Annotated in this window: 21 protein-coding genes and 1 riboswitch; of the genes, 16 read left to right on the top strand and 5 right to left on the bottom strand. The window is 46.2% G+C overall.

The window, feature by feature from the left end:
• The first annotated feature begins 194 nt into the window (after window positions 1–194).
• The 4 genes from MH117_RS24025 to MH117_RS24040 all read left to right on the top strand — a co-directional run bounded on the left by MH117_RS24025 (window position 195) and on the right by MH117_RS24040 (window position 5,207).
• The gene (locus MH117_RS24025; RefSeq protein ID WP_239333261.1) at window positions 195–1,208 is read left to right on the top strand and encodes a hypothetical protein; all 1,014 of its coding nucleotides are present in this window, start codon (window positions 195–197) and stop codon (window positions 1,206–1,208) included.
• Between the two features lie 66 nt (window positions 1,209–1,274).
• Window positions 1,275–1,805: an RNA polymerase sigma factor gene (locus tag MH117_RS24030; protein WP_239333263.1), complete on the top strand. Its 531-nt coding sequence runs from the start codon at window positions 1,275–1,277 to the stop codon at window positions 1,803–1,805.
• Window positions 1,802–4,393 carry a DUF4179 domain-containing protein gene (locus MH117_RS24035; protein WP_239333265.1) on the top strand — a complete coding sequence of 864 codons (2,592 nt, stop codon included), beginning with the start codon at window positions 1,802–1,804 and terminating at the stop codon, window positions 4,391–4,393. Before MH117_RS24030 ends, MH117_RS24035 begins: the two co-directional genes overlap by 4 nt.
• 358 nt (window positions 4,394–4,751) lie before the next feature.
• Window positions 4,752–5,207: a YmaF family protein gene (locus MH117_RS24040; protein ID WP_239333267.1), complete on the top strand. Its 456-nt coding sequence runs from the start codon at window positions 4,752–4,754 to the stop codon at window positions 5,205–5,207.
• 181 nt (window positions 5,208–5,388) lie between these two features.
• Here MH117_RS24040 and MH117_RS24045 read toward each other — a convergent pair whose 3' ends face one another.
• Together MH117_RS24045 and MH117_RS24050 are read right to left on the bottom strand one after the other, a co-directional pair.
• Window positions 5,389–5,907, bottom strand: coding sequence for a GNAT family N-acetyltransferase (locus MH117_RS24045; protein ID WP_239333269.1), 519 nt, complete (start codon window positions 5,905–5,907; stop codon window positions 5,389–5,391).
• Window positions 5,908–6,063: 156 nt separating this feature from the next.
• Entirely contained in the window at window positions 6,064–7,326 is a 1,263-nt protein-coding gene (locus tag MH117_RS24050; protein WP_239333271.1) for a DUF2515 family protein, read from the bottom strand.
• Window positions 7,327–7,474: 148 nt separating this feature from the next.
• Here MH117_RS24050 and MH117_RS24055 point away from each other — a divergent pair, with 148 nt between their 5' ends.
• Together MH117_RS24055 and MH117_RS24060 are read left to right on the top strand one after the other, a co-directional pair.
• Window positions 7,475–7,810, top strand: a complete 336-nt coding sequence (locus MH117_RS24055) for a thioredoxin family protein (RefSeq protein WP_239333273.1) — start codon at window positions 7,475–7,477, stop codon at window positions 7,808–7,810.
• 251 nt (window positions 7,811–8,061) lie between these two features.
• Window positions 8,062–8,994 carry a COX15/CtaA family protein gene (locus tag MH117_RS24060; protein ID WP_239333275.1) on the top strand — a complete coding sequence of 311 codons (933 nt, stop codon included), beginning with the start codon at window positions 8,062–8,064 and terminating at the stop codon, window positions 8,992–8,994.
• 193 nt (window positions 8,995–9,187) lie between these two features.
• On the opposite strand, the gene MH117_RS24065 is transcribed toward MH117_RS24060, so the two are convergent.
• Window positions 9,188–9,358, bottom strand: coding sequence for a hypothetical protein (locus MH117_RS24065; protein ID WP_239333277.1), 171 nt, complete (start codon window positions 9,356–9,358; stop codon window positions 9,188–9,190).
• A gap of 315 nt (window positions 9,359–9,673) precedes the next feature.
• On the opposite strand from MH117_RS24065, the gene MH117_RS24070 reads away from it, so the two are divergent.
• The 9 genes from MH117_RS24070 to MH117_RS24110 all read left to right on the top strand — a co-directional run bounded on the left by MH117_RS24070 (window position 9,674) and on the right by MH117_RS24110 (window position 20,536).
• Window positions 9,674–11,461, top strand: coding sequence for a UbiD family decarboxylase (locus tag MH117_RS24070; RefSeq protein WP_239333279.1), 1,788 nt, complete (start codon window positions 9,674–9,676; stop codon window positions 11,459–11,461).
• 126 nt (window positions 11,462–11,587) lie between these two features.
• Window positions 11,588–12,304, top strand: a complete 717-nt coding sequence (locus MH117_RS24075) for a Cthe_2314 family HEPN domain-containing protein (protein WP_239333281.1) — start codon at window positions 11,588–11,590, stop codon at window positions 12,302–12,304.
• Between the two features lie 58 nt (window positions 12,305–12,362).
• A riboswitch (SAM riboswitch) is annotated at window positions 12,363–12,520 on the top strand.
• Between the two features lie 376 nt (window positions 12,521–12,896).
• Window positions 12,897–13,925, top strand: coding sequence for a methionine ABC transporter ATP-binding protein (locus MH117_RS24080; protein WP_239333406.1), 1,029 nt, complete (start codon window positions 12,897–12,899; stop codon window positions 13,923–13,925).
• Entirely contained in the window at window positions 13,925–14,596 is a 672-nt protein-coding gene (locus MH117_RS24085) for a methionine ABC transporter permease (RefSeq protein WP_239333283.1), read from the top strand. The genes MH117_RS24080 and MH117_RS24085 overlap by 1 nt, the downstream gene beginning before the upstream one ends.
• A gap of 96 nt (window positions 14,597–14,692) precedes the next feature.
• Window positions 14,693–15,544, top strand: a complete 852-nt coding sequence (locus MH117_RS24090; RefSeq protein ID WP_239333285.1) for a MetQ/NlpA family ABC transporter substrate-binding protein — start codon at window positions 14,693–14,695, stop codon at window positions 15,542–15,544.
• A gap of 232 nt (window positions 15,545–15,776) precedes the next feature.
• A complete protein-coding gene (locus tag MH117_RS24095; RefSeq protein ID WP_285109201.1) occupies window positions 15,777–16,559 on the top strand; it encodes an SDR family oxidoreductase in 783 nt (260 codons plus the stop codon).
• 113 nt (window positions 16,560–16,672) lie between these two features.
• Window positions 16,673–17,830, top strand: coding sequence for a sugar diacid recognition domain-containing protein (locus MH117_RS24100; protein ID WP_239333287.1), 1,158 nt, complete (start codon window positions 16,673–16,675; stop codon window positions 17,828–17,830).
• Between the two features lie 222 nt (window positions 17,831–18,052).
• Window positions 18,053–19,321 (top strand): GntP family permease, encoded by a 1,269-nt coding sequence (locus tag MH117_RS24105; RefSeq protein ID WP_239333289.1) that lies wholly within the window; start codon window positions 18,053–18,055, stop codon window positions 19,319–19,321.
• 69 nt (window positions 19,322–19,390) lie between these two features.
• Window positions 19,391–20,536 carry a glycerate kinase gene (locus MH117_RS24110; protein WP_239333291.1) on the top strand — a complete coding sequence of 382 codons (1,146 nt, stop codon included), beginning with the start codon at window positions 19,391–19,393 and terminating at the stop codon, window positions 20,534–20,536.
• Window positions 20,537–20,689: 153 nt separating this feature from the next.
• On the opposite strand, the gene MH117_RS24115 is transcribed toward MH117_RS24110, so the two are convergent.
• Entirely contained in the window at window positions 20,690–21,385 is a 696-nt protein-coding gene (locus MH117_RS24115) for an FHA domain-containing protein (RefSeq protein ID WP_239333293.1), read from the bottom strand.
• A gap of 240 nt (window positions 21,386–21,625) precedes the next feature.
• On the opposite strand from MH117_RS24115, the gene bla reads away from it, so the two are divergent.
• Window positions 21,626–22,471: a subclass B1 metallo-beta-lactamase gene (gene bla / locus MH117_RS24120; protein ID WP_239333295.1), complete on the top strand. Its 846-nt coding sequence runs from the start codon at window positions 21,626–21,628 to the stop codon at window positions 22,469–22,471.
• Between the two features lie 244 nt (window positions 22,472–22,715).
• Here the strand turns inward: bla and MH117_RS24125 are convergent, their stop codons facing one another.
• Window positions 22,716–22,961, bottom strand: coding sequence for a NifU family protein (locus MH117_RS24125; RefSeq protein WP_028546897.1), 246 nt, complete (start codon window positions 22,959–22,961; stop codon window positions 22,716–22,718).
• Window positions 22,962–22,992 lie beyond the last annotated feature (31 nt).

Genomic DNA, 22,992 nt, shown 5'->3' on the forward strand with positions numbered 1-22,992 from the left:
CCAAAATTGACCATTACAATAATGTAAGGTTGGACATTACAAGATTCGACAGTAATTGCCGAATATACATGATAGCACCCATTTAAATCTATTAATTCAGCGGCAATTCTAGTTCAAACATCAAGTGCCCAAAACTTTACCGCCCACTTCTGCATCTTAAAGGGGAAGTTATTTATCATGAGGAGGACCTGGGTATGAAAAATTTCAAGTGGATGCTTGCTGTATTAGTGATGGCTGGTATGTGCACGATATCTTCCCGTGAGGTTGCTGCTGCTAATGAAACACCCGTTAAGAAGCAAGAGCAGAAAAGGGTAGAGAAGAAAATGGCGGAGTTGAATCCGAAGCTGGCAGAGATGGCGAAGAAAAGCATACGTAAAATAGCAGGTAAAGAAATTGAATTAGAAAGTGTGGTCATCTTTGATAACACGATCTTTATTTATCCGAAGGCTGGCAGAGACAGAGGGCAAGTAGTCATAGATCAGAAGTCGGGTAAGCTCTCTAGCGTCTCTATTCATCTGACACCAGAAGAAGTAAAGCCCGAGATGAAACAGCAGCTGCTGAAGGGATTACAAGCTGTCAATTCACAGCAGAAATATACCATAGAACGTATATCACGAACGATCTCTTACATAGGAGACAGCTCGTTAAATGGTGTCATATTTACCTATGTGGAAGGCAGGAACTTTTCGGCAAGATTTCAAGATGAAAAGTTGGCAGAGGTAAATGTCACTTATGCGTTGTCATCAGTAAATCCGAAAGTTCTTCAACAAGCAGAGCGTACGATAAAAGACACAACTGGACGTACTATTAAAGTAGATAAAGTACAACGCATAAAGGGAGTGAAGAAGGACGTCTGGTTATTGGAGAGTCCTTACACATTACAAGGGTCGTTGTCGATTACAATAGGTGTCCAAACAGGTAAAGTCTGGTCTATCTTCAATTCATACAATCGAAGCTCAGGTGACGCGGAGGCAAATCAGAAATTTAAGTCTGCATTAAAGGAAAAAGAAGCAATCCAGTATGTGGAGGCATTTGCGCAGAAAGGGTTCGGAATGGATTTGAAAGGTTACACGGCTAAGCGAGATACCAATATCCCTGGATTGTTTGTTTATACCAAAAGAGGAGCACCTACCTTATGGTCAATGGTAAATATAGATAAAAAGATAGTTTCTATGGATATTATAACGGAGGATGGAATTCAAAAATAAATCTAAAGACCTAAAACTATTTGCGTCTTCCATGCATCATACGAGTGACTAAAGGGGGAGACACAGATGGAACAGAAGACGCTGATCACCCGTGCCATGAAGGGGGACCACGACTGCTTTGCGATTGCGGTGGAGCAGGTTCAGGATCGCTCCTATCGTATTGCATACAGTTACTTGCATGACGAGGCAGCAAGTATGGATGCAGTGTGTGATGCGGTAGAGAAAGCGTTTATCCATATTGGCAAGCTGCGTGAGCCGGAGAAGTTTGCGACCTGGTTTACACAGATCGTCATTAACCAATGCAAGATGCAGCTGCGCAAAAGGCAGCCTATTATATATACCGATGACGACGACAGTCTAGGTTTCGCGGAGGTTCCGCCGAGCGATGATCTCATGGATTTGCACGCCCTAATGGACCAACTGCCGCCGATGACACGTACTTTAATCCAATTAAAGTACGTACAAGGATACACGTTAGATGAGATCGCGGAGATGACCGAACTGCCGCCTGGGACAGTAAGAACTAAAATTTACAAGGCTGTTAAGCAAATTAAGCTTTCGATGTGCCCGGAGGAAAAGGAGGCGTACTTACGATGAGAGATGAAGAACTTGAACTTGAACTGGAGTTGGAACTGGAACTGGAACGATTCTTCAAGAGTCTCCCAGAGATCCCTGTGCCTGAACTTCTGACGCAACGAGTGATGCAGCGGATGGATACGGTCGTTCGTAAACGGCGGCGTGTAACTTGGGCCAAACGATCGCTGGGAACGGCAGCGGCAGGCGTATTATTATTTTCAGGTTCCGTTATGCTGGTACCGTCCTTCGCCGTATATGCCAAGCAAATTCCGGGGGTAGAGGCTGCCGTTAGATGGCTGCAAAGCGCGGGCGAGTATATGGGGGTTAACCATGCAAAACTGCACGGATATTATCCAGTAACACCGTATGTTACCACATGGGGTGAACGCGAGGTAAGTATCGATCATTTATATCTGGAAGATGACTATATTCATTTGACAGTGATGATGAAGGGGAAGGACATTGAAGATGCATTCCGCAACAATCGAATTGTAAATGCTGAAGTGGAGTTTTCCGCCACGACACCAGAATTGTCCGAGCACAGTGTGGCCAGCAGCTCGGATTCTAGTATCGGATATCCTGTGGAGAGCCGAGAAGAGAGTCAGAAGCGGTATCAGAGACAGATGGAAGATATCTATGTTACGAAGATCGCCTATCACCTGGATCCCGCCTATGTGGAGGAGTTACGCTCCAGTAAGCAGCCTCGGTTTATAACGATAAAGTTGGAGAAAATAAAGCGTAATAAGGAATTTAAGATTACGCACAAGGAAAGCAAGGAAATTCAAGTTCCTTTGGGAGCGGAGAATTTTAAACCTGCAAGAATCGTCAAGTTGGATCAGGACTGGAATATAGCAGATAAAGCGTTTCAACAAGTATACTTGGACAATATCAGAATCTATCCGACAAGGATGCTGTTGGATGTAGGTACCCGCATCGATGGTGGTGGTAGATTTGAATTAAATTCACCGAACAACTGGGAGGATATTCAAGACAATATCCAGCTTACTGACGAGACAGGAAAAGTGTACCCTATTTTATCCGCAGGAATTAATAGTAGCATGCTGAACGGTGTTACTCGTAGTACATGGGAGTTTATCCCATCTATTTATTTTGACGGTAAACCAAAGAAGATGACGCTGCATGTGAAGAAAATATGGATGTCACAGTATAAGATCGCTGACCAATTTACAATCCGTATGGATGATCAGTATCCGAAAAAAATTCACTATCGAGGTAAGGAAGTTGTAATAGCAGGTGTATCTTATTCAAATGGTTATTTGCGATTGCGTGTGGAACCAGATGAGAACGGCTACAATCCATTAGAATGCACGTTTCTTACGTATGAGCCCTATTACTTAAAGCTGCAGGAGCTTGATGGGGAGGAGAAATGGAAACAGCGAGGACTGGAGATTTTCACACCTGAGACGGAAGCGATCCCAATGACGGGCAAACAGCTGGATGAGAAGTACACTGCTCTGAGTAGAGCAGGCGCCATTAGCTGGAGTCCTGAGTTCGGCTACTATTCGAAAAATTTTGATGTTTGGGAGCTATCAGGCAAGAAGATGCCTGTGTACGATATGATGATTATGGCTCCTGAGCAGCAGGAATATCGGATAACCGCACGTCGTTATCATGAGCCTGTCGTCGTTAATCAGAAGCTTAAGTTTACCGTTCCAGGAGTTGGCTCAGCAGATGACCGCGTAGGGACGGTGCTGCAACCCGCCTATATGAAGACGGTATCCGATCTAGGAGATGATATTGCTGATAAGGCGTCACGGTTAATACGCAAGGTTGCAGGTCGGAAAATAGAGCTGTATGGCGTTGAGGAGTATAAAGGCACATCCTATCATGATATTACGGTCTACAGCAAAGACAATAAAAGTTATGTGAAGCTGGACGAGAAGCAGGGAACGGCTGACGTCCATGTGGAAACGAGCTATCCAGATTTGGACCCGGCGAGCAAGCGGATTATTGAAGCGGAAACGGGTCTTAGTGAGCAAGAACTGGCGCTGCAAGCGCAAAAGATTACGAGGAAAATGACGAAGGGCTCACAGGATGTCGTCACATTGCTGGAAAGCAAAGGAATGCGTATTGTTCAAATGAAAGGTGATCAAATTACCAGCCTTTATTATGAAGTGCCTGAGGATAAAGTGAACCAGAAAGCCGTGGAGGCTGCTGAGCGAGCGGTACACCATATGCTCGGTAAATACGTGAAGTTTGAGGTTGTCCGTCGTTCAATGGATAGGTATGATAATGGAATGAGAGATGTCTACAGGTTAGAGAATAAGGAGCGAAATGTTGATGTCAGTGTGGACTACCGTACAGGGCAAATATTAGACATTTCACTGAGTGACCTGTATGAGACACAGACCGACGATACGGAGAAGATGTTCCACCAGTTTACGGAGGATCAAGTCATAGAAGCAGCTTCTTCAGATGTGATGAAGGTATTCGGCATTCGTCTGGCTGGGTATCAAGTACGTCGGGATGAAGGAAGCAGCTACTATACGTTCACGAAACCAGGCCATCCTACGATAGAAGGCTACATGAACAGACATCAAAAGTTCAGCGACTATTTCCTGAAGCCATTTAACGATACCCGTAATTAACACAAACAGATAACACAGAGCTAATCTGATATGCTTTTGACGATAAACCAACTGGGCAGTTCATGTCTGGTTGGTTTTTTTGATGCACATTTGTAAGGTAATAAACAGAATGATGAAAGGCAGGATACAGATTATCCCTTATGGCTGCTGCTTGATGGGTGAAGACTTGCAATTACATTGCAGTCAGCATGTTGTCAAATATAAAATGCCTAAGCAAATACGGACAGTAAATTCCTCGTTAAGCATGGTATTAGCAAGCAAAAATGATGGGCGGCATATGGTCGAATGTCCCGTTGCATGAATATCCGGTTACGCATAATCTGTTACGGTTATAGATCAGATGAGAGGATGAGTGCATGTGAAAGCTCAGAATAGAAAAGCGGGCCAATTACCGGCTAAGTTAGAAAAGTTAAAATCGAGGCAAAGTAAGAAAATCGGTATTCGTCAGGACCGTTTCCAACATCGGATGAGTGGTCGTACTTCTATTACGCTAGGACATCGTCATAACTTTCTAAATTTCACAGATCGCTTTATTCCAGGTAGGGGCACTCACCGCCATACCTTTAACGGTATTACCCGTGTTGCCGACGGCCACCGCCATTCCTACGCAGGGATAACGGGGCGAGCAATCAACGGTCAGGGACCGCGTCATTTTCATCGTTTCCGGCAAGTGACACGGATTGCGGATGGACACACCCACGTTATCTCAGGAAGAACCAGCATACCTATTCGAGTAAGTGGATCTTCACGACATGTTCATAAAATTATTGTGCAAAAGATTAAAAAACATAAGTGTTGTTGCAACCATAATTGATGGGTCACGTTAAAAAATTTAATCTACGCTTTTAGAGAGGGTCGATGCTGGAATGCAGGAGGTGCTGACTAAGCTGGCAGTACCTTGTTACATTTAGAGGCAGCGATGTATATCGAATAATGAACCAAGCGGATGCATTGTAAATGCAAGCGTCTGCTTGGTTCTATGCTTGAATATTAATCTAATTGTCACCTTGATTGACTGGATTAAGTCTCCAGCCAATCATTCCATGCTTATGCTCGCATTGGACAAATCCCAACTTCTCCAGCACACGAATAGAAGCTCTATTCGTATCGAAGCAATCTGCTTCGATAACCTCAACCTTGTGGCTGCCCCAGGCATAGCTCACCAGTTCACGTACAGCTTCGGTAGCATAGCCGCGGCCTTGATAATTCGGCAGGAGCCCGTAACCGATCTCCACAGACCGCTTTTCATTAGGAACTCCTTTGAAGCCGATGTCACCAACGACGTTCATCTTATCCTTGGCAATTACGAACCAAATCCCCCAGCCTAGCAGGTCAGGATCAGCATCAAGCGCGGCCATATAATGAGCAAAGTGGGAGCCAAACGGATATTTGAGGAGAGATACGGTTGCGTTCCAAGGCGCAGGAAGTTCAATCTCGCCATCTTGAACTTGCGATCTCACACATGGTATCAGAATTAACCGGGCGGTGTGCAAATGCAGATGTGTTGCAGGCATTCAGGTAACCCTCCTTCGGCAAATTCCGTTGTCGGTTTCCTAATTATACCTTGATCGTGCCACACCTTGAAGAACGGTTCAACCCTTATTTTCACTTTTTCGTATTTATAAGCTTGAAGATGGGAATATTTTATGATCGTTTTTTCGCCTAGAGTGTTAAGGTGACGGACCCTCAACTAGGGCGAGCGTTTCTAATTCTAGCCACATCTGCTCATGAGCAGCCGTCATGTCTGAATTCTTCGGAGTCGCAGCCATATATAACTCATGCAGAACACCATCGTTATGGAGCCAGTCTCCCGGCTCAATGGGGGCATAGCGATCATCCTGCCATACTGCTTCCAGTCTAGGACTGTAAGCTGGGACTGGGCAAGAGTCAGACTGTTGGTACTCCTTGACGGTCTTAAGACTCGTGAATCGGTGCGGCCAGTAGTCAGCCCGTGATCCGGTGTGGGGAACCGCGCGCATGAAGCGAGTTGCGCCTGCATATACTTCCGGCATATCAAATAACAAGCTGTACAATTGCTTGCCAAAAGCAATTCGTTCACGCAGACTATCAAAACGCTCCAATGTCAAACCAACCACTGACAAGGGAGCTTCTATGCTCGGTACGCCGATGGGAAATATGACTTGATTCATTTGCAACCATCCGTGTGCCCGGAATTCAATCCGCTGGATGGCATGCTTTTGATAATCGGGGTGCTGAACGACACGACCTTCTATAACGTGCTGCTCATTAATGATTAAGGCAATGGTCAGAAGTGGGCTATTTGGTTGAATCCAGAACGATTCCCAGAATGGTGTCATAAAGGAAGAGACACCAAACTCCGGCAGCAAGTGAAACAAGCTTTTCCCTTGCCGTCGGCTTAGTGTATACAGCATCAACTGCGGGTAGGCATCTCTAAATATAAGAGCATTACAGCGTTCCAACACCCGATAGGACCAATGTCGATATTCACCGTCCATAATGGAAGGCAGCCATTCTCCCTGCAAGTCTGTCATATTCCAGCCGCCATTACGTGATACCATATGTGCCAACAGTGCCCAATGCAATTCTGGATACGATTGGTATATGCGCGCGTAGGCAGTTGTACGGGTGATATTGTTCCGATTTAAATTGCGTACACTTCTGTTTATATGTTGGATGATTTTACGTTCTTCGCGACTGAACGCTGTAGACTTCACGGTGCGAATCCGCTGTTCTCCTACTCGCTGCTTGTCCAGTTCAGTCACGAGCCATCGAACCCTCTCTTCCACACGCTGCGCCTGCGCCCGATTCCATTCCAGTATATGCGGGCCTGAATGGACCCATTTGGAGCTTAATTCCCCGATTCGGCGTCTTATCGCTTCGTAAGCCGTATCTGTCAGCTGCTGAATCAATTTAATGAGCGACCTCCATTGCATATGTTTTGATGTGCCCATGGAACAGCTCCTTTCTAATCCGCTTACCTTAAAAATATTAAATTTTTATTAGTATGCCCAATAAATGGGGATAACTTCCATAGATGGTTTGACAACAATTCAGCATTTGATTTATGTTAGATTGAACATAGTAAGGAGGTGATTATCCATGGAAAAAATACAATCGGTTGAACGCTTTTCAGCGCTGATTGCGGAGTCGCATCCGACGATTGCTGTATTTAAGACAAGCTGGTGTTCGGATTGTCACTTTATTGATCCATTTATGCCAGAAGTAGAGCAAAAGTTTAACGAAGTTACGTTTATCGAGGTAGATGCGGAGGCATTTGAAGAGATTGCACAGAAGTATAACATCTTGGGGATTCCAAGCTTTGTAGCTTTTAAAGGCGGCAAAGAAACGATTCGTTTTGTGAACAAGCTTCGCAAGACACAACCGGAGATTGAACAATTCGTAGAACGTGCTGTAGCTGTATCTGAAGCCGTATAATGCACAATCGGAATTGAAGGCAAACTCTTAATGCTGTGTCACGGCGTTAAGAGTTTGTTTTTTGTCAATCAAGAATTGTGAAAGTTATGGTATTATATTTGTCACAATTTTCCCCTACACGATTGTCCATTTTTCGGTATAATGATAGCAATTGGAACAGATTTCTATTTACAGCGGTTCCAAACTGAATAACGGGTCAGGTGAAACGAGTGAAGGCTAACCAGTTCATCCCTCTCAAGAGACTCGCCTACATGACATGTATTGGCATGTTTATCGTCGTACTGAACGGGGCTTTAGTGACGAAGACGGGCTCAGGAATGGGCTGCGGGACCGATTGGCCGCTGTGCAACGGCAAATTTGTGCCCGCTTACACGATAGAATCGATGATTGAATATTCCCACCGTTTTATAACTGGAATTGTAGGTCTACTGGTGTTGTTGACGTTTATTCTTACACTGAGACAGGCGAAGGACAAGCGTGATGCCGTGTTGTATTCTTCGTCAACGCTGTTGTTCACCATCGTACAAGCCATTATGGGGGCGCTTGCGGTTGTGTTTACACAAAATCCTCCAGTAATGGCGCTGCATTTTGGCTTCTCGCTTCTGGCATTTGCCTCTTCGTTTCTAATGTGCATGGCGATGAGGAAGTATGCACAGGGGCAAGTGACGCACAGAAATCAAGCTGCTCGTCCGGTTCAGGAAGTATTCCGGTACGGCGTATGGTTCACGCTGCTTTATACCTATATTGTTATTTATGTAGGTGCATTTGTCCGACATACAGATTCATCAGGCGGCTGCATGGGCTGGCCGCTATGCAATGGCGAGCTTATACCAGAGCTGACCGGCGGCACGCTCATTGCTTTTATGCATCGAATTGCAGCTGCTTTGTTATTTGTTGTAGTTGCGATCATGGCACATTTTGCGTATCACCATCACAAGGATAATCGGGAGATACAGCAGTTGGGTATTTGGTCGATGGTATTATGCGCAGGGCAGATCGTTAGCGGTGCTTTAGTTGTCTTCACGATTACAGATATGAACGCGCTGTTATTTACGAGCTTGCTTCATACGGTTCTTATCTGCGGCTTGTTCAGCGTTCTATGTTATATGAGTATACGAGTGTGGCAGCTAAGGGAGCTTCCTGAAGTGGAGTCTTCATTGGAGCGTATGTCAACTCAAGGATAGCCAGTATGCAGAGGGAATAGTTTGAGTCGTCGGCATACCTGAACGATCAACGATTGGAACTTCAATACATAAACATACACAAAAGCAGACCACAGCGCGTACCACGATTTGTGTACGTCACTCGGTCTGCTTTTGTCTGGTTACAACTATAAGGCTGCTATGAATTACAACTCTAAACATCGATTTGTACTCCTTATGCGCCCTTAGGTGTGAAGTGGACTTCCTCGTCTGCGTTAGTACCCAAGAAGACGACTGCTGCTGCGGCTTTAGCTGCTGCTAGCCAGCGTAGATTCCATTGTGAGTGCTGCTGTTGGCTGGAAGCTGCTGCCTTCAGTTTGTTCATGCTGCGTGTTGTGTTCATCATTGTAAGTTCCTCCTCGGTTATGTTTGTCGGTAGGTTGCTGCTTGATGTCTTTATTGTACCGAACGATAACATGACGAGCCATGCATGGGACTTACGCCTGTCTTACAATGTCGTCATGTGACGAAAGAGAAGATACGGATAGATGTTCCTAATTCTAAACTTGGGATTAGATTAAAAAAAGATTATACTTATGATTATGTGGAATCCAAGCACCAACTGAACTTATTTCAAAAAAAATGTTTAGTAACGAATATAGAGGACCGAATAGAACATGCCATGCGATTCGGCGTAATTCGCGGTCCAAGGAGGGCTAACATGTCATTTGCTAACATACGACAATTTGTGGACAAGTTGAAGCAGGAACAGGACTTGGCGGTAATTGAAGCGGAGGTAGATCCATATCTGGAAATTGCGGAAATACACCGCCGTGTCATTGAAGAAGGGGGACCAGCACTGCTCTTTACCAATGTAAAGGGGAGTCCTTTTCCTGTTGTCACCAACTTGTTTGGCACGATGCGTCGTACGGATATGGCTTTCGGACCGCGCCCTGAACAATTTGCGAAACAGGGCATCGAAGCTATACATAAATTAATGCCTCCCACGCCTAAGAAACTGTGGGATCAGAAATCTTTATTTTGGGATGCATTGAAGGTTGGCTTCAAAAATGTACCGGCTCATCAAGCCCCAATCACACAAGTGCGCAAGACAGAAAAGCCGCTGCAAGGCTTGCCTGCATTGACCAGTTGGCAACTAGACGGGGGGCCTTTTATTACGCTGCCCCTCGTATATACGGAACATCCTGACTTCGGCGCGAGTGATCATAATCTTGGCATGTACCGCATTCAGATTTATGACGATCAAACTACTGGCGTCCATTGGCAGATTCAGAAGGGCGGCGGCTTCCATTATGGTGAAGCGGAGAAGCGGAATCAGGATTTTCCGGTGTCCGTTATCGTAGGTGGCCCACCTGCCCTAATCGCTTCGGCGATCGCACCTCTGCCTGAGAAGCTGCCTGAACTCCTGATGGCTTCATTTGTGTTAGGAGAACGTTTGCCGGTAGTAGACAGCGGCTTTGCGGGTCATCGTATCCCGGCGGAGGCGGACTTTGTCATTCAAGGTTTTGTGCCGCCCCATATTCGCCGCCCTGAAGGGCCTTTTGGCGATCACTATGGCTATTATTCCTGGGTGCATGATTTCCCTGTGCTAAACGTGAAGCAAATGTATCACCGCAAAGATGCGATTTATCCGGCTACCATTGTAGGAAAGCCGCGCCAAGAAGACTATTTCTTGGGCGAGTATCTAGTTCGCTTATTGTCTCCTGCGTTCCCGATGGTCATGCCAAGTGTGCGTAAAGTGCATCCGTATGCAGAGACTGGTGTCCACTCGATGGCCGCGGCAGTCGTGCGGGAAAGTTATTCCCGCGAAGCGCTCATGTCTGGATTCCGTATACTTGGTGAGGGACAGCTCAGCTTAACGAAGTTTCTGTTCCTGACGGATCAGATGGTTGATCTTGAGAATTTCCCGCTGCTGCTGGAATCTGTACTGGAACGATTTAAGCCGGAGACGGATCTGTACATTATCAACAACACGGCACATGATACGCTAGACTATACCGGGCATAAGCTGAATCATGGCAGCAAGGGCATTATGCTTGGCGTAGGCGATCCTGTACGTAAACTGCCACGCGAATATACGGAAGGTGAAGTCGCAGAGATTCGCGACATCGCTGCATACTGCGGCGGTTGCTTGACGATGACCGGTGCAACTTACGAAGAAGAGCCGCAGCTTGCGGAGCGGCTTATGCATCGGTTGGCAGAGAAGGGCACGGAATGGCCGCTTATCTTCTTGGTGGACGACGCCCATCAGATTGCAAGCAGTCAATTATCGTTTCTGTGGGCAGTATTCACGCGCTTTAATCCGGCCTCGGACATTTATGCGGCGGCGGAAGTACGTCAGCACCATTTAAGCTACAAGCTGCCAATTGTGATAGATGCACGTATGAAGCCTGGATACCCGGATGAGTTAATTCCTCGTGAAGACATTGTCAAGCTGGTTGATGATCGCTGGAAACAATACTTCCCGAACGGAGTCACAGGCAAATAGGAGCCAGTTGGCTCATTGAAGGACAGGCATCTTAACCTTTTCTGGTTAAGATGCCACTTTTCGAGTTACCTTAACAACACATGGGAGATGGTTAAAGTCATTTCATTGGTGGATGGAGGGCGTGTTATGCTCCGAATGCTGTTCGGCGAAGCACCGCGTGTAGATACAGGCGAATTATTAGAAGCAATGGCTGCAATGGATCATTATCTGGCAAAGGTGCGCGCAGTAATGGAACGAGATGGGGACCCTCACCATGATTGGCGCAAGATCGAAGTGTGGACGGTAGGCTTGAAAACGTCTCTTGATGAGTTAGAGCAGAGCATGTATGCATCTGATCGGTTTGCCAGTCAGGTTACGAAGCAATATCAAGAGGAAATGAATGAAGAAGAACTGGATAATTACTATCGTCATGTCTATTTCTACAAGAATGGTTTTATTCGGTTGTTCTCGGTGCTTGATAAGGTGGGAACCTTGTTAAATGAGGCTTTGCAGCTTGATACAGGGAAGGTGAAGAACCGATTTTCGTTTTTTACCGTCTTGAGGCAAATGAATTATTTAAATACGACACCTGCATTGACTAGGGAGCTTATGCATTTGAAGGACGTCCATAAAGACTCCTTGCAGCGCTTGCGCAAGCGCCGCAATACAGAAATTCATCATATGAACGCTGAAATGCAGGATGACTTGTGGCAGCGACATCGCAGCCTTAACGATAAAGTAAAACTCGAGAACATCCAGGCAAACGTCCATGACCTAAAAGATGGATATGAGGCGGTTTGTCAGGTCTTAATCGCTATATTTACACATTTACTCAGTATGAAAAATGGTAACGAAAGCAAATAAATGGATGTTGACAAGGTTAATTCCCTGCTATATACTCTGAATTAACTTCATAACCATTTTCTTATCAAGAGAGGCGGAGGGACAGGCCCGATGAAGCCCGGCAACCGATTATGCAAGCCCGGTAGTGCTTATGTCAGCGAATATCGCTACAAGCATGCTTGCATAATGATCAAGGTGCTAATTCCTTCAAAGCGTGATTGCTTTGGCAGATGAGGAAAGGGAGACTTCGACTCATCCGCGCCATCCGGCGATATGATTTTCGAGAGCCCCCTTTTGGCATCTGCCAAGAGGGGGCTCTTGTTATTTATACAAGATCTGCTTGCATGAGGTGTCCACTAACTGTTAAATGCGGCTTGCCATGAGATATAAGGTAGGCTGCATCGATTTCGGCAATCGAAAGCGATGGTGCTGAGAGTGACACAGATGTAGCGGTCAATCCTGAATAATGGGATGCAAGTTAGAAAGTTGCAGGTTTAAGTTGTATATTACAAGGTAAGATTTATGGAATGATGTGGTCTTCCCGATTTAACCCGATGTTAAAATGGGAAAGAAGTGCATCCTAAAGTAAGTCGGAAGGATGGTGTCACAAGTTTTGATTGAGATCAAACAATTATCCAAGCGGTATCCTGCGCAGGGCAAATCAAGCGCAGGCATGCTCGCCTTAGAACATATTGATTTGCATGTGTCAGCAGGTGAAGTGTTCGGTATTATCGGCCATTCCGGTGCAGGCAAGAGTACCTTGCTTCGCAGCATTAATTTGCTGGAGCGGCCCACGTCAGGTTCCGTCCTTATTGACGGAATTGAAATGACGGAATTGTCAAACAAAGAGCTGCAGAAGCAGCGCAGCAAGATTGGCATGATCTTTCAGCATTTTAATTTGCTGTCATCCGCAACGGTGTTCGACAATATTGCGTTTCCGCTGCGCCTGCATAAGACACCTGCGGACAAGGTAAAGGCCAAAGTCAATGAATTGATTCGACTGGTTGGTCTGGAGGAGCACCGTGATAAGTATCCGGCTCAATTGTCTGGTGGGCAGAAGCAGCGAGTCGGTATTGCAAGGGCGCTTGCCAATGATCCCAAGGTGCTGCTGTGTGACGAAGCAACATCTGCGCTTGATCCGCAGACGACTAATTCTATCTTGGAGCTGCTGCTGCAAATCAACCGCAGCCTTGGCATTACGATTGTACTGATCACGCATGAAATGCATGTTATCCAGTCGATCTGTGACCGGGTTGGCGTTATACATGGCGGCAAAATTGTAGAGCAAGGTCCTGTAGTAGACGTATTTTTGAAGCCGCAGCATCCGGTTACTAAAGAGTTTATTCTCGAAGAGAGCCATCATGAAGAGCTGCAGCCATGGACATCGTTTAAGACTCAGGCTGGTGACAGCTCACGCGTCGTTAAGATTAATTATTTGGGCGACGTCACTTATCAGCCGATTCTGCACCGCGTATTATCTGAGGCTGGCATCGAATTCGCCATTTTGCAAGGTACAATCTCTCGTATGAAGGATACACCTTATGGGCAGTTGGTCGTTCGTCTAGACGGGGAAGCAAGGACTTTGCAGACGGCACTTGAAGCCTTGGTGAAGCAGGGACTTGATGTGGAGGTGATTGCGTAATGGTATTCGGAATTGACTTCAGTGAAGTGAACTGGAGCGAGGTGTCTCAGGCATCAGCGGACACGCTGAATATGCTAGGATTCTCGGTACTGTTTACGTTTATCATCGGCCTGCCATTAGGCGTTCTCTTATTTTTGTCAGGCAAGTCCAGTCATTGGTTTGTCAAAGTAATGTACAGCTTATTATCGCTTATGGTGAACGTGTTGAGATCGGTTCCATTTGTCATTCTGATGATTGCGATATTGCCGTTTACGAAGGTGCTGATTGGGACAACAATCGGTGTAAAGGGAGCCATTCCTGCTTTGGTCATCGCAGCCGCGCCATTTTTTGCTCGACTCGTCGAAACTTCACTTCGCGAAGTAGATCGTGGTGTTATCGAGGCAGCGCAAGCGATGGGGGCTTCAACCTGGCAGATTGTACGCAAAGTGTTATTGCCAGAAGCAATGCCTGGCTTGATTGCGGGTACGACCATAACGGCAGTCACTCTAATTTCCTACACAGCAATGTCTGGACTTGTAGGCGGTGGCGGCCTTGGTGACTTGGCGATTCGATATGGCTACCAGCGTTATGAGACCAGTGTTATGATCATTGCGATCGCAGTTATGATCATAATGGTGCAAATTTTGCAATGGATTGGCGACCGATTCGTTCGTCATTACACTCGCAAGTAAGGAAGCACGCTCAATCGGGCTTCATATAGATGACAGCCTCTTAGGTCAGTCACCAACAAATCACAGGGGTTTATTTTGGAAGGGAGAGAAATAAAAATGAAAAATTTCAAAAAACTTACACTCGTATTAACACTGATTGGTCTGGTGGCAATGCTGACCGCTTGCGGCGGCAAGACTGCAGAGAATAACGCTGGGACTGCAAGCAATGGTGGGAATTCCGCAGCAGAAACAACAAAATTGGTTGTAGGTGCTACACCAGTTCCACATGCAGAAATTTTAAAGCATATTGCTCCTAAATTGAAAGAACAAGGTATTGAACTTGAGATTAAAGAATTTACGGACTATGTGCAGCCTAATGTGCAATTAAACGAGAAGCAGCTTGATGCGAACTTCTTCCAACATAAACCTTACATGGATGATCAAAATCAAAAAGCGGGCTTGAAGCTGGTATCTGTAGGCAACGTTCACGTTGAACCGTTTGGTGGATACTCCAAGAAGATCAAGTCTGTTGATGAATTAACAGATGGCGCTACCGTAGCGATCCCTAACGATGCGACAAATGGCGGCCGTGCTTTGCTGCTGCTTGAGAAACAAGGCATCGTGAAGCTGAAAGAAGGCGCTGGCCTTGCAGCAACTGTACGTGATATCGTTGAGAACCCGAAAAACTTGCAGGTGAAAGAGCTGGAAGCAGCAATGCTCCCACGTGTACTGGAAGAAGTGGATCTGGCGCTTATCAACACGAACTATGCGCTTGAAGCAAAATTAAATCCGACAAAAGATGCGCTCTTCCTGGAAGATAAGGATTCTCCATATGCGAACATCCTGACATCCCGTGAAGACAATAAAGACAGCGACGGTATCAAGAAGCTGGTAGCTGCTCTGCAATCGGATGATGTAAAAGCATTTATCGAAGAGAAGTACAATGGAGCAATTGTTCCGGCGTTCTAATCTGACTTTTCCGTAGATTTCCTCCTAATCATACCCTGACCCTTACTAAAGGTGTCAGGGATTTTTTTGTTTAATAGGTGGTAAAAAGTTCAACCTAGTATGGAATAGAGCCTGAATGTATGCTATAAAATGGGAAATTATAGAATTTAAAATTTAGGTCTGTTGTTCTCCTTTGGCAAATATTTTATACTTTAGAAGGATTACTGTTGCAGCGCCGAAGGAGGTACATGACGTGGAACAACAGCGGAAGGCCGCGCTTATTACAGGAAGCGCCAAAGGCCTGGGCAAGATGACGGCCCTTACATTGGCCGATACGGGTTGTGATATCATCTTGAATTACGTACATAGTACAGAGCAAGCATTGGAGTTAAAGTATCAAATAGAAGCAAAGGGTGTTCAGTGCATTGCGGTTCAAGCAGACATATCACGAATCGATGATGTGAAGCGGCTTGTATATACGATGGAATCAGAGCTTCGCGCACCTGATATCGTCATTAATAATGCAGGTCCTTTTATACGTGAACGTAAACGATTTGCTTCATACTCAGAAGAAGAGATTATGTATTTGTTAAATGGAAATTTAACCGGTGTCATCTTGTTAGACCATCTTGTATTACCATCGATGCGTGAGAAAGGATGGGGCCGTATCATTCATTATGGCTTCGGGCACGCCGCAGAAGCGCGAGCTTGGCCTCATCGAGCAGTATATGCAGCTTCTAAGGTTGGCCTTGTCTCTTTCACAAAGACACTCGCGGTAGAGGAGGCTCCGTACGGGATTACAGTTAACATGATTTGTCCCGGAGACATCAGGGGCGAGGATAAAGAGCGCACGATAGCAGAGGTAGCAGGACGTGACGATACCGAATCACCTCGGGGACGACCAGGATCAGGTGAAGACATCGCCCGTGTCATTCAATTTTTGTGTGAAGACAAATCTGATTTTATTACTGGGAATATGATGGATGTATCCGGTGGGTTGGACCCGATTCGTCCTATTATTGCTAAGCAATTATAAATTTAAGCATGTTCGTATAACTCATGACAATAGGGCTGCAGCTATAGTGGACAATAACGGGTTGTCTTGGTAACTATCGTCGGCGATTCATCATTCAGAGGAGAGATAACAGCATGAAAGGGATAACGAAGCAGCTCGCTCAGGATATAGTTCGCCGTACGATGGGTGTCATTGGATATAATGTAAATGTGATGGATGAACACGGTCGCATTATTGGATCAGGGGACAAAATGCGAATTGGCAAGGCACATGAGGGTGCGCTGCTGGCGATCAAGCGTCGTGGACGATTCGAGATAGATGAGGCAAGTGCGGCCAGACTGCAGGGTGTTCTGCCAGGTACAAATCTGGTGATTGAGTTTCAAGATGAGGTTGTTGGAGTCATCGGTATTACGGGTGATCCAAAGGAAGTGACCAAATACGGTGAATTGGTAAAAATGACGGCAGAGATGTATTTGGAGCAAATGTATTTGTTGGAGCAGGCACAATGGGATAAGCGAATGAGGGCAGATTTCCTGCTTTCGGTTATTAGTGCTGAGGAGAAGGATACGCCGAGCCTGCGTGCTCAGGCACAGCGTATCGGTTTTAATGCGGATGTGCTGCACACGGCTTGTATTATTGAGCTTGCAGAGGTGAAGCTTGGGGATTCCCTGGACACGCTTAAGCGTGTAGCCGATCTACTGGAAGGACGATCAGCTATTAACTTGATTGCAATTCGGAACTCGCAGCAGGTCGTTTTGTTCAAAGAACAGCGTGACCTGCGTACACCGAATCGTGATATATACGAAGGTATAAGCCAGATTCGGGAATGGCTGAACGCAAGACAAGTCATTCCGATGCGAATTGCGGTAGGCATGCCTTTTGTGGGCATTGAGGGGATGATGGCCTCTTTCCAATCCGCTCAGGACGCGCTGTTTGCAGGCAGAGCTACTCGTCCAGAGGATAACGTGTATTATGCGGTGGATATGCCATTGGAGGTCTTAACGGTAAAGCTGAAGCGTAATTGGATGACAGATGCGCTGATCGGGTTATGGGAGCACTTTATCGATGAGGATCGCAGCGGTGAGCTGCGGCAGACATTTGAAGTATACTACGCGAATAGTGGTGAAGTGAACAGGATAGCGGCCAGTCTGGCCATTCATCGTAATACGCTCCGTTATCGCTTACAGCGTATTGCAGAATTAACAGGCAAAGATCCGCGTAATTACACTGATTTGTATATACTGATGCATGCACGCTGGTTATATGCAGCTAAGGAACTGAATATGGAATAGTAGCTTGAGAGCGGATATTCCAATGTTATTATCGCAGGGCTTCCTAGAGGAGGCCTTTTTGGTTTGTTCAGTTGCACAAAAAATAGAGCTAGAGAGCCCGGAATATTTATTTTTTGCCCAATGAAGCGCTTACAAATTAGCATTATAGTAGGGGTATGAGCTCATCCTACTTAAGAAGGAACATGCAATAATCAGATAACAACATCTGGGGAGGAACAACATATGACTGCTTCTGTAAGCGTTATCGGCGCATTGGCGGCACTAATCGTTGCAATTGTACTCATTTTACGTAAAGTTCCGCCAGCATATGGCATGATGATTGGTGCTTTAGTTGGTGGATTAGTCGGCGGCATTGGTATGTTGGATACAGTCAATTTGATGATGGACGGTGCAAAAAACATTATTCCCGCAGTGCTGCGAATCCTTGCAGCAGGTGTGCTTGCAGGTGTACTAATCGAATCCGGCGGCGCAAAGACGATTGCGGAGACGCTGGTTAAGAAAGTAGGAGAAACTCGAGCACTGCTTGCGTTGGCATTTGCAACAATGGTGCTGACGGCAGTTGGAGTATTTATCGATGTAGCTGTTATAACAGTGGCACCTATTGCCATTGCGATCGCGCAGCGTGCTAAATTGTCGAAGATGGCCATACTGCTTGCGATGATAGGTGGCGGCAAAGCAGGCAATATTATGTCTCCCAATCCCAATGCAATATCAGCAGCAGATGCATTTCATGTATCGCTGACCTCGATTATGGCGGCAGGCATCATCCCGGCTCTTGTTGGTCTTTTAGTAACTTATTTTATAGCCAAGAAGCTTACACATAAAGGAAGTATGATAGAGGCCAGTGAAGCAGTTGATCAAGGTGGTCAAGAGCTTCCTGGTTTTGGACCCGCCATATTCGCCCCATTCGTAGCGATTGTCCTGTTGGCGCTTCGTCCATTATTCGGCATTGTAGTTGACCCGATTGTAGCACTCCCGGTTGGGGGGATTGCAGGGGCACTTGTTATGGGGCGATTTAAGCATTTGAACAAATATGCGATCTCTGGGCTCGGTAAAATGACAGGAGTAGCTGTTATGCTGCTGGGGACTGGGACTTTAGCAGGGATTATCGCAAACTCGCAATTAAAAGATGTAATTGTTGATGCTTTGACTGCCTCTGGTCTGCCTGCCTATTTGCTAGCACCAATTAGTGGTGCACTGATGTCGCTGGCAACTGCATCCACGACTGCCGGCACGGCTGTGGCCAGCTCTGTATTTGGTTCTACCATTATGGAGCTAGGTGTAGCTTCTCTAGGTGCGGCAGCGATGATTCATGCCGGGGCGACTGTATTTGACCACATGCCGCACGGCAGCTTCTTCCATGCAACGGGCGGCAGTGTTAACATGCAGATGAAGGAGCGTCTGCGCTTGATTCCGTATGAGACAGTAGTAGGACTAGTGCTTGCCGCTGTGTCTACTCTCGTATTCGGTGTGTTGGGCTGGTTTTTGTAAAGCATGACCTCAGATCCATCTGGACAGAACGTTATAGAATAGAAACAGCAGAGCAAGGGAGTGAGGAGAATGAAATTTGTTATTGCTCCGGATTCATTTAAGGAAAGTATGACTGCGTTAGAAGCTTGTGAAGCAATTGAAAGAGGAGTGCGCAGCGTATTTCCTGATGCGGATATTATCAAAGTGCCGATGGCAGATGGTGGCGAAGGGACGGTCCAGTCACTCGTCGATGCGACAGGTGGACGTATCGAGAGAGTTGAGGTGACAGGTCCGTTAGGAAATTCCGTAAGCGCATTCTACGGGGTGCTTGGGCATGGTACCACGGCCATAATTGAAATGGCCGCTGCTTCTGGGATTGGCCTGGTGCCTGCAGCAGAGCGTAATCCGCTAAAGACGACTTCACGCGGCACGGGAGAACTTATTGTGCATGCGATGAACGCGGGCGTTCAAACTATCATGCTTGGACTTGGGGGCAGCGCAACAAACGACGGCGGCGTTGGGATGGCCCAGGCATTAGGATTCCGATTTTTGCGAAACGACGGATCGGAAATTGATGCAGGGGGCGGTTCGCTGGGCGAGATTGCAAGTATCGATTGCAGTCAGGCAGATAAAAGGCTGTTAAAGATGACGTTTGTTGCAGCTTGTGACGTGGATAATCCGCTGATTGGGGAACGAGGTGCCTCAGCTGTATTTGGTCCGCAAAAGGGAGCTACACCGGAGATGATTGAGCAATTGGATGCCAACTTGACTCATCTTGCTGCCTTAATCCGAAACGATATGGGCAAAGCAGTAGCGGATATGGCAGGTGCAGGTGCGGCGGGAGGTCTTGGCGCTGGTGTGGTTGCCTTCTTGAATGCTGAATTAAAACGCGGCGTGGATATCGTGATAGAGGCAACAGGTTTGGCAGGAAGCATGCGTGGTGCTGACTTCGTTATTACGGGGGAAGGGCGCATCGACAGTCAGACTGCCTTTGGCAAGACTCCGATTGGTGTAGCCAAGACAGCGAGAGCATTAGACGTGCCCGTTATCGCGCTGGCAGGTTCTCTTGGTATAGGCAGTGAAATTGTGCATGAGCACGGCATTGATATGCTGTTTACGATTGTGCCTGGCGTATGCACGATCGACGAAGCACTGCGGGAAGCGGCTGTTAATATGGAGCGGACAGCGCGCAACGTTGCAACGCTACTTCGTCTGGGAAGCATGTCCCGCATATAAAAACCAAAGGCTATCCTTATTCGCTTGAATAGGGATAGCCTTTGCTTGTGAAGAGTTCGATTGACTTCAAGTAAAGTGACATCAAAGTTAATCCTGCTTAGAGTGGAACGATACCGCTATGCTGCGTAAGAGCACTCTCTAGTAAGACATTTCTCATAAGGCGCTGTTTTCTTCCAATACATAGCCGCTCCCACGTACCGTGCGGATGTTGGCTTGTTGTTTCAGCTTTTTACGAATACGGTAAACAAGTGAATTGATCTCATCCAGTCCGACATCATACACGCCATTGGTATGACGCTCCGGCCAGACATGGCACATAATATCTTTATTAGATACAAACATCGTCCGATGTTGATACAGCAAATCCAACAACGCCCACTCTTTTACCGACAAGCTCACTTCTTGCCCGAGTACCATACAGAACTGCCTGTCTACATCTAGCACAAAATGATCTACAGAGGATGGCATGACTTTTGGTATTTCAGGAGAAAGGATGGCTTCAAATTCTAGCGTGAAATCAGGCACGACATGTGTGAATTCGAGTTCTACCATGCCTTTTGCTAGCAAAATGGAGTCCGACTCGCTTAGCTGCACAGGAACATGGGGGCTCAGTTCAATTCCCTGTACTTCGGTACCGTGCTTGCTGCCCAGGTCAGCTATATAGTATTGATTATTTCGCTTGAATACGGAAGCATGCTGGCGCGACACAAATGCGTTGTGAAATGCTATGTCAGGTTCCCCCTGTGATCCATGGCGACCAATAACGGTATTTTCTTGAGATAAAGGAATTACTTCATAGGATAAGAAGGGTTCGCCTTTACGAACCACTAAACATGCTTGGTGCTTCATTTTGTTCGGACACTCCTTATGTAAGCTTTTATATTTAATAGATCTCTTAAGTATAATTGTAAATTGTTAAAAAAATATATAGATTTCAAAAAAATGATCGATAACGAAATCAGTTCGAATCGTTCAGGCTGTATAGGAGGGGGATGCTGTGATGGAGTTGTGAGGGAACTACTATGGAATGTGAGGCAGATCTAAGATACAACTAGGAGGTAGGCGTAGAGATAAAGGAGAGACAAAAGAATGAAGAAGCATGCACGTGATAGAAAACGAATAACATTAGGAGCAGCTGTGCTGGTATTAAGTATGTTGGCTGCAGGGTGTTCTCAAGCAGCAGGCATGCAGCTGAAACCGAAAGGCACAACGACAGAGATTAAGGTTGAACAGTCTGTTGCAGTAGCCACTGCTGCCAAAACCTTCACCAATAAAGATAACACGATTCAACTAAAGCAGCTCAGCGATAAATTGTGGATTCAGACGACATATAAAGACATCGGAGACCAGAAAGTTCCCTCTAACGGATTGATTGTGTCCACCGAAGCAGGTTTAGTGCTGTTGGACACAGCTTGGGATGATACACTTATGCAGGAAGTCATGACGATGATCAACCAGCACATACAAAAGAAGGTAGTGCTAGCCGTCATCACTCATGCACATATGGATCGAATTGGTGGTATTAAGACATTGTTAGATCAAGGCATTAAAGTTCAAAGCTCGTCTTTGACGGCACGCCTAGCGCTGAAGCAAGGCTACCCAGAGCCTTCAGGCGTATTGGACGAAAATCCTAAATTCCAAGTCGGGGAGACAGAGTTTGAAACGTATTATCCAGGAGCAGGCCATACAGTAGACAACTTGGTTGTATGGCTCCCGCAAACGAAGACTTTGTTCGGGGGTTGTGTCGTGCTAGGCTCGGATGCAACCAAGCCTGGAAATACGGATGATGCGTATATCGCACAATGGCCTGATTCTGTACGTCAGTTAATGACTACCTATAAAGAGGCCAAGTTTGTTATCCCGGGGCATGGTACTTGGGGAGATTACTCGCTGCTGCAGCATACGTTAGACCTTCTTCTGGCGCAGCGTACATAGGGGGAGCGTCAAACGTCAAATTTTGATTTTATGATCTCCACTTAAAATTGAGTATTTTATTTAGAATAAGGGCCTCGAACTCACTTTGCAGTGGACCATGAGGTCCTATTATGTGCTCATTAGGATGTTATTGTGTCATGCGAACACTTTGGGGACAGCTCCTGTTTTTCCTGTAAAGATAAGAAAAGGGACTGCTGCAAGCCAAATTGACTTGTCAGACAGTCCCATGATCAAGCATTCATCATTAGAATACTTGAACTACTTCCTTAACGCCATCTACTTCTTCCACCAAAGCGCGTTCGATACCCGCTTTCAGTGTGATTGTGGAGCTTGGGCAGCTGCCGCAAGCGCCCATCAGGCGAAGCTTAACGATGCCGTCTTCCACATCCACCAATTCAACGTCACCGCCATCACGCTGCAAGAACGGACGAAGTTTATCCAACACTTCCAGCACTTCGTCATACATGCCGTTAGCTGTAGTTTCGCTCATTTGTGCCAACTCCTTTCATCAAGACTACTTT

It is taken from the genome of Paenibacillus sp. ACRRX (genome assembly GCF_022346885.1).
Taxonomy (GTDB): Bacteria; Bacillota; Bacilli; order Paenibacillales; family Paenibacillaceae; genus Paenibacillus_B.

Bases quoted from the DNA above. Each gene is read 5' to 3' on its own strand.
- MH117_RS24025 (WP_239333261.1), top strand. From the start codon at position 195: ATGAAAAATTTCAAGTGGATGCTTGCTGTATTAGTGATGGCTGGTATG.
- MH117_RS24030 (WP_239333263.1), top strand. From the start codon at position 1,275: ATGGAACAGAAGACGCTGATCACCCGTGCCATGAAGGGGGACCACGAC.
- MH117_RS24035 (WP_239333265.1), top strand. From the start codon at position 1,802: ATGAGAGATGAAGAACTTGAACTTGAACTGGAGTTGGAACTGGAACTG.
- MH117_RS24045 (WP_239333269.1), bottom strand. From the start codon at position 5,907: ATGCCTGCAACACATCTGCATTTGCACACCGCCCGGTTAATTCTGATA.
- MH117_RS24050 (WP_239333271.1), bottom strand. From the start codon at position 7,326: ATGGGCACATCAAAACATATGCAATGGAGGTCGCTCATTAAATTGATT.
- MH117_RS24055 (WP_239333273.1), top strand. From the start codon at position 7,475: ATGGAAAAAATACAATCGGTTGAACGCTTTTCAGCGCTGATTGCGGAG.
- MH117_RS24060 (WP_239333275.1), top strand. From the start codon at position 8,062: ATGACATGTATTGGCATGTTTATCGTCGTACTGAACGGGGCTTTAGTG.
- MH117_RS24065 (WP_239333277.1), bottom strand. From the start codon at position 9,358: ATGATGAACACAACACGCAGCATGAACAAACTGAAGGCAGCAGCTTCC.
- MH117_RS24070 (WP_239333279.1), top strand. From the start codon at position 9,674: ATGTCATTTGCTAACATACGACAATTTGTGGACAAGTTGAAGCAGGAA.
- MH117_RS24075 (WP_239333281.1), top strand. From the start codon at position 11,588: ATGCTCCGAATGCTGTTCGGCGAAGCACCGCGTGTAGATACAGGCGAA.
- MH117_RS24085 (WP_239333283.1), top strand. From the start codon at position 13,925: ATGGTATTCGGAATTGACTTCAGTGAAGTGAACTGGAGCGAGGTGTCT.
- MH117_RS24090 (WP_239333285.1), top strand. From the start codon at position 14,693: ATGAAAAATTTCAAAAAACTTACACTCGTATTAACACTGATTGGTCTG.
- MH117_RS24100 (WP_239333287.1), top strand. From the start codon at position 16,673: ATGAAAGGGATAACGAAGCAGCTCGCTCAGGATATAGTTCGCCGTACG.
- MH117_RS24105 (WP_239333289.1), top strand. From the start codon at position 18,053: ATGACTGCTTCTGTAAGCGTTATCGGCGCATTGGCGGCACTAATCGTT.
- MH117_RS24110 (WP_239333291.1), top strand. From the start codon at position 19,391: ATGAAATTTGTTATTGCTCCGGATTCATTTAAGGAAAGTATGACTGCG.
- MH117_RS24115 (WP_239333293.1), bottom strand. From the start codon at position 21,385: ATGAAGCACCAAGCATGTTTAGTGGTTCGTAAAGGCGAACCCTTCTTA.
- bla (WP_239333295.1), top strand. From the start codon at position 21,626: ATGAAGAAGCATGCACGTGATAGAAAACGAATAACATTAGGAGCAGCT.
- MH117_RS24125 (WP_028546897.1), bottom strand. From the start codon at position 22,961: ATGAGCGAAACTACAGCTAACGGCATGTATGACGAAGTGCTGGAAGTG.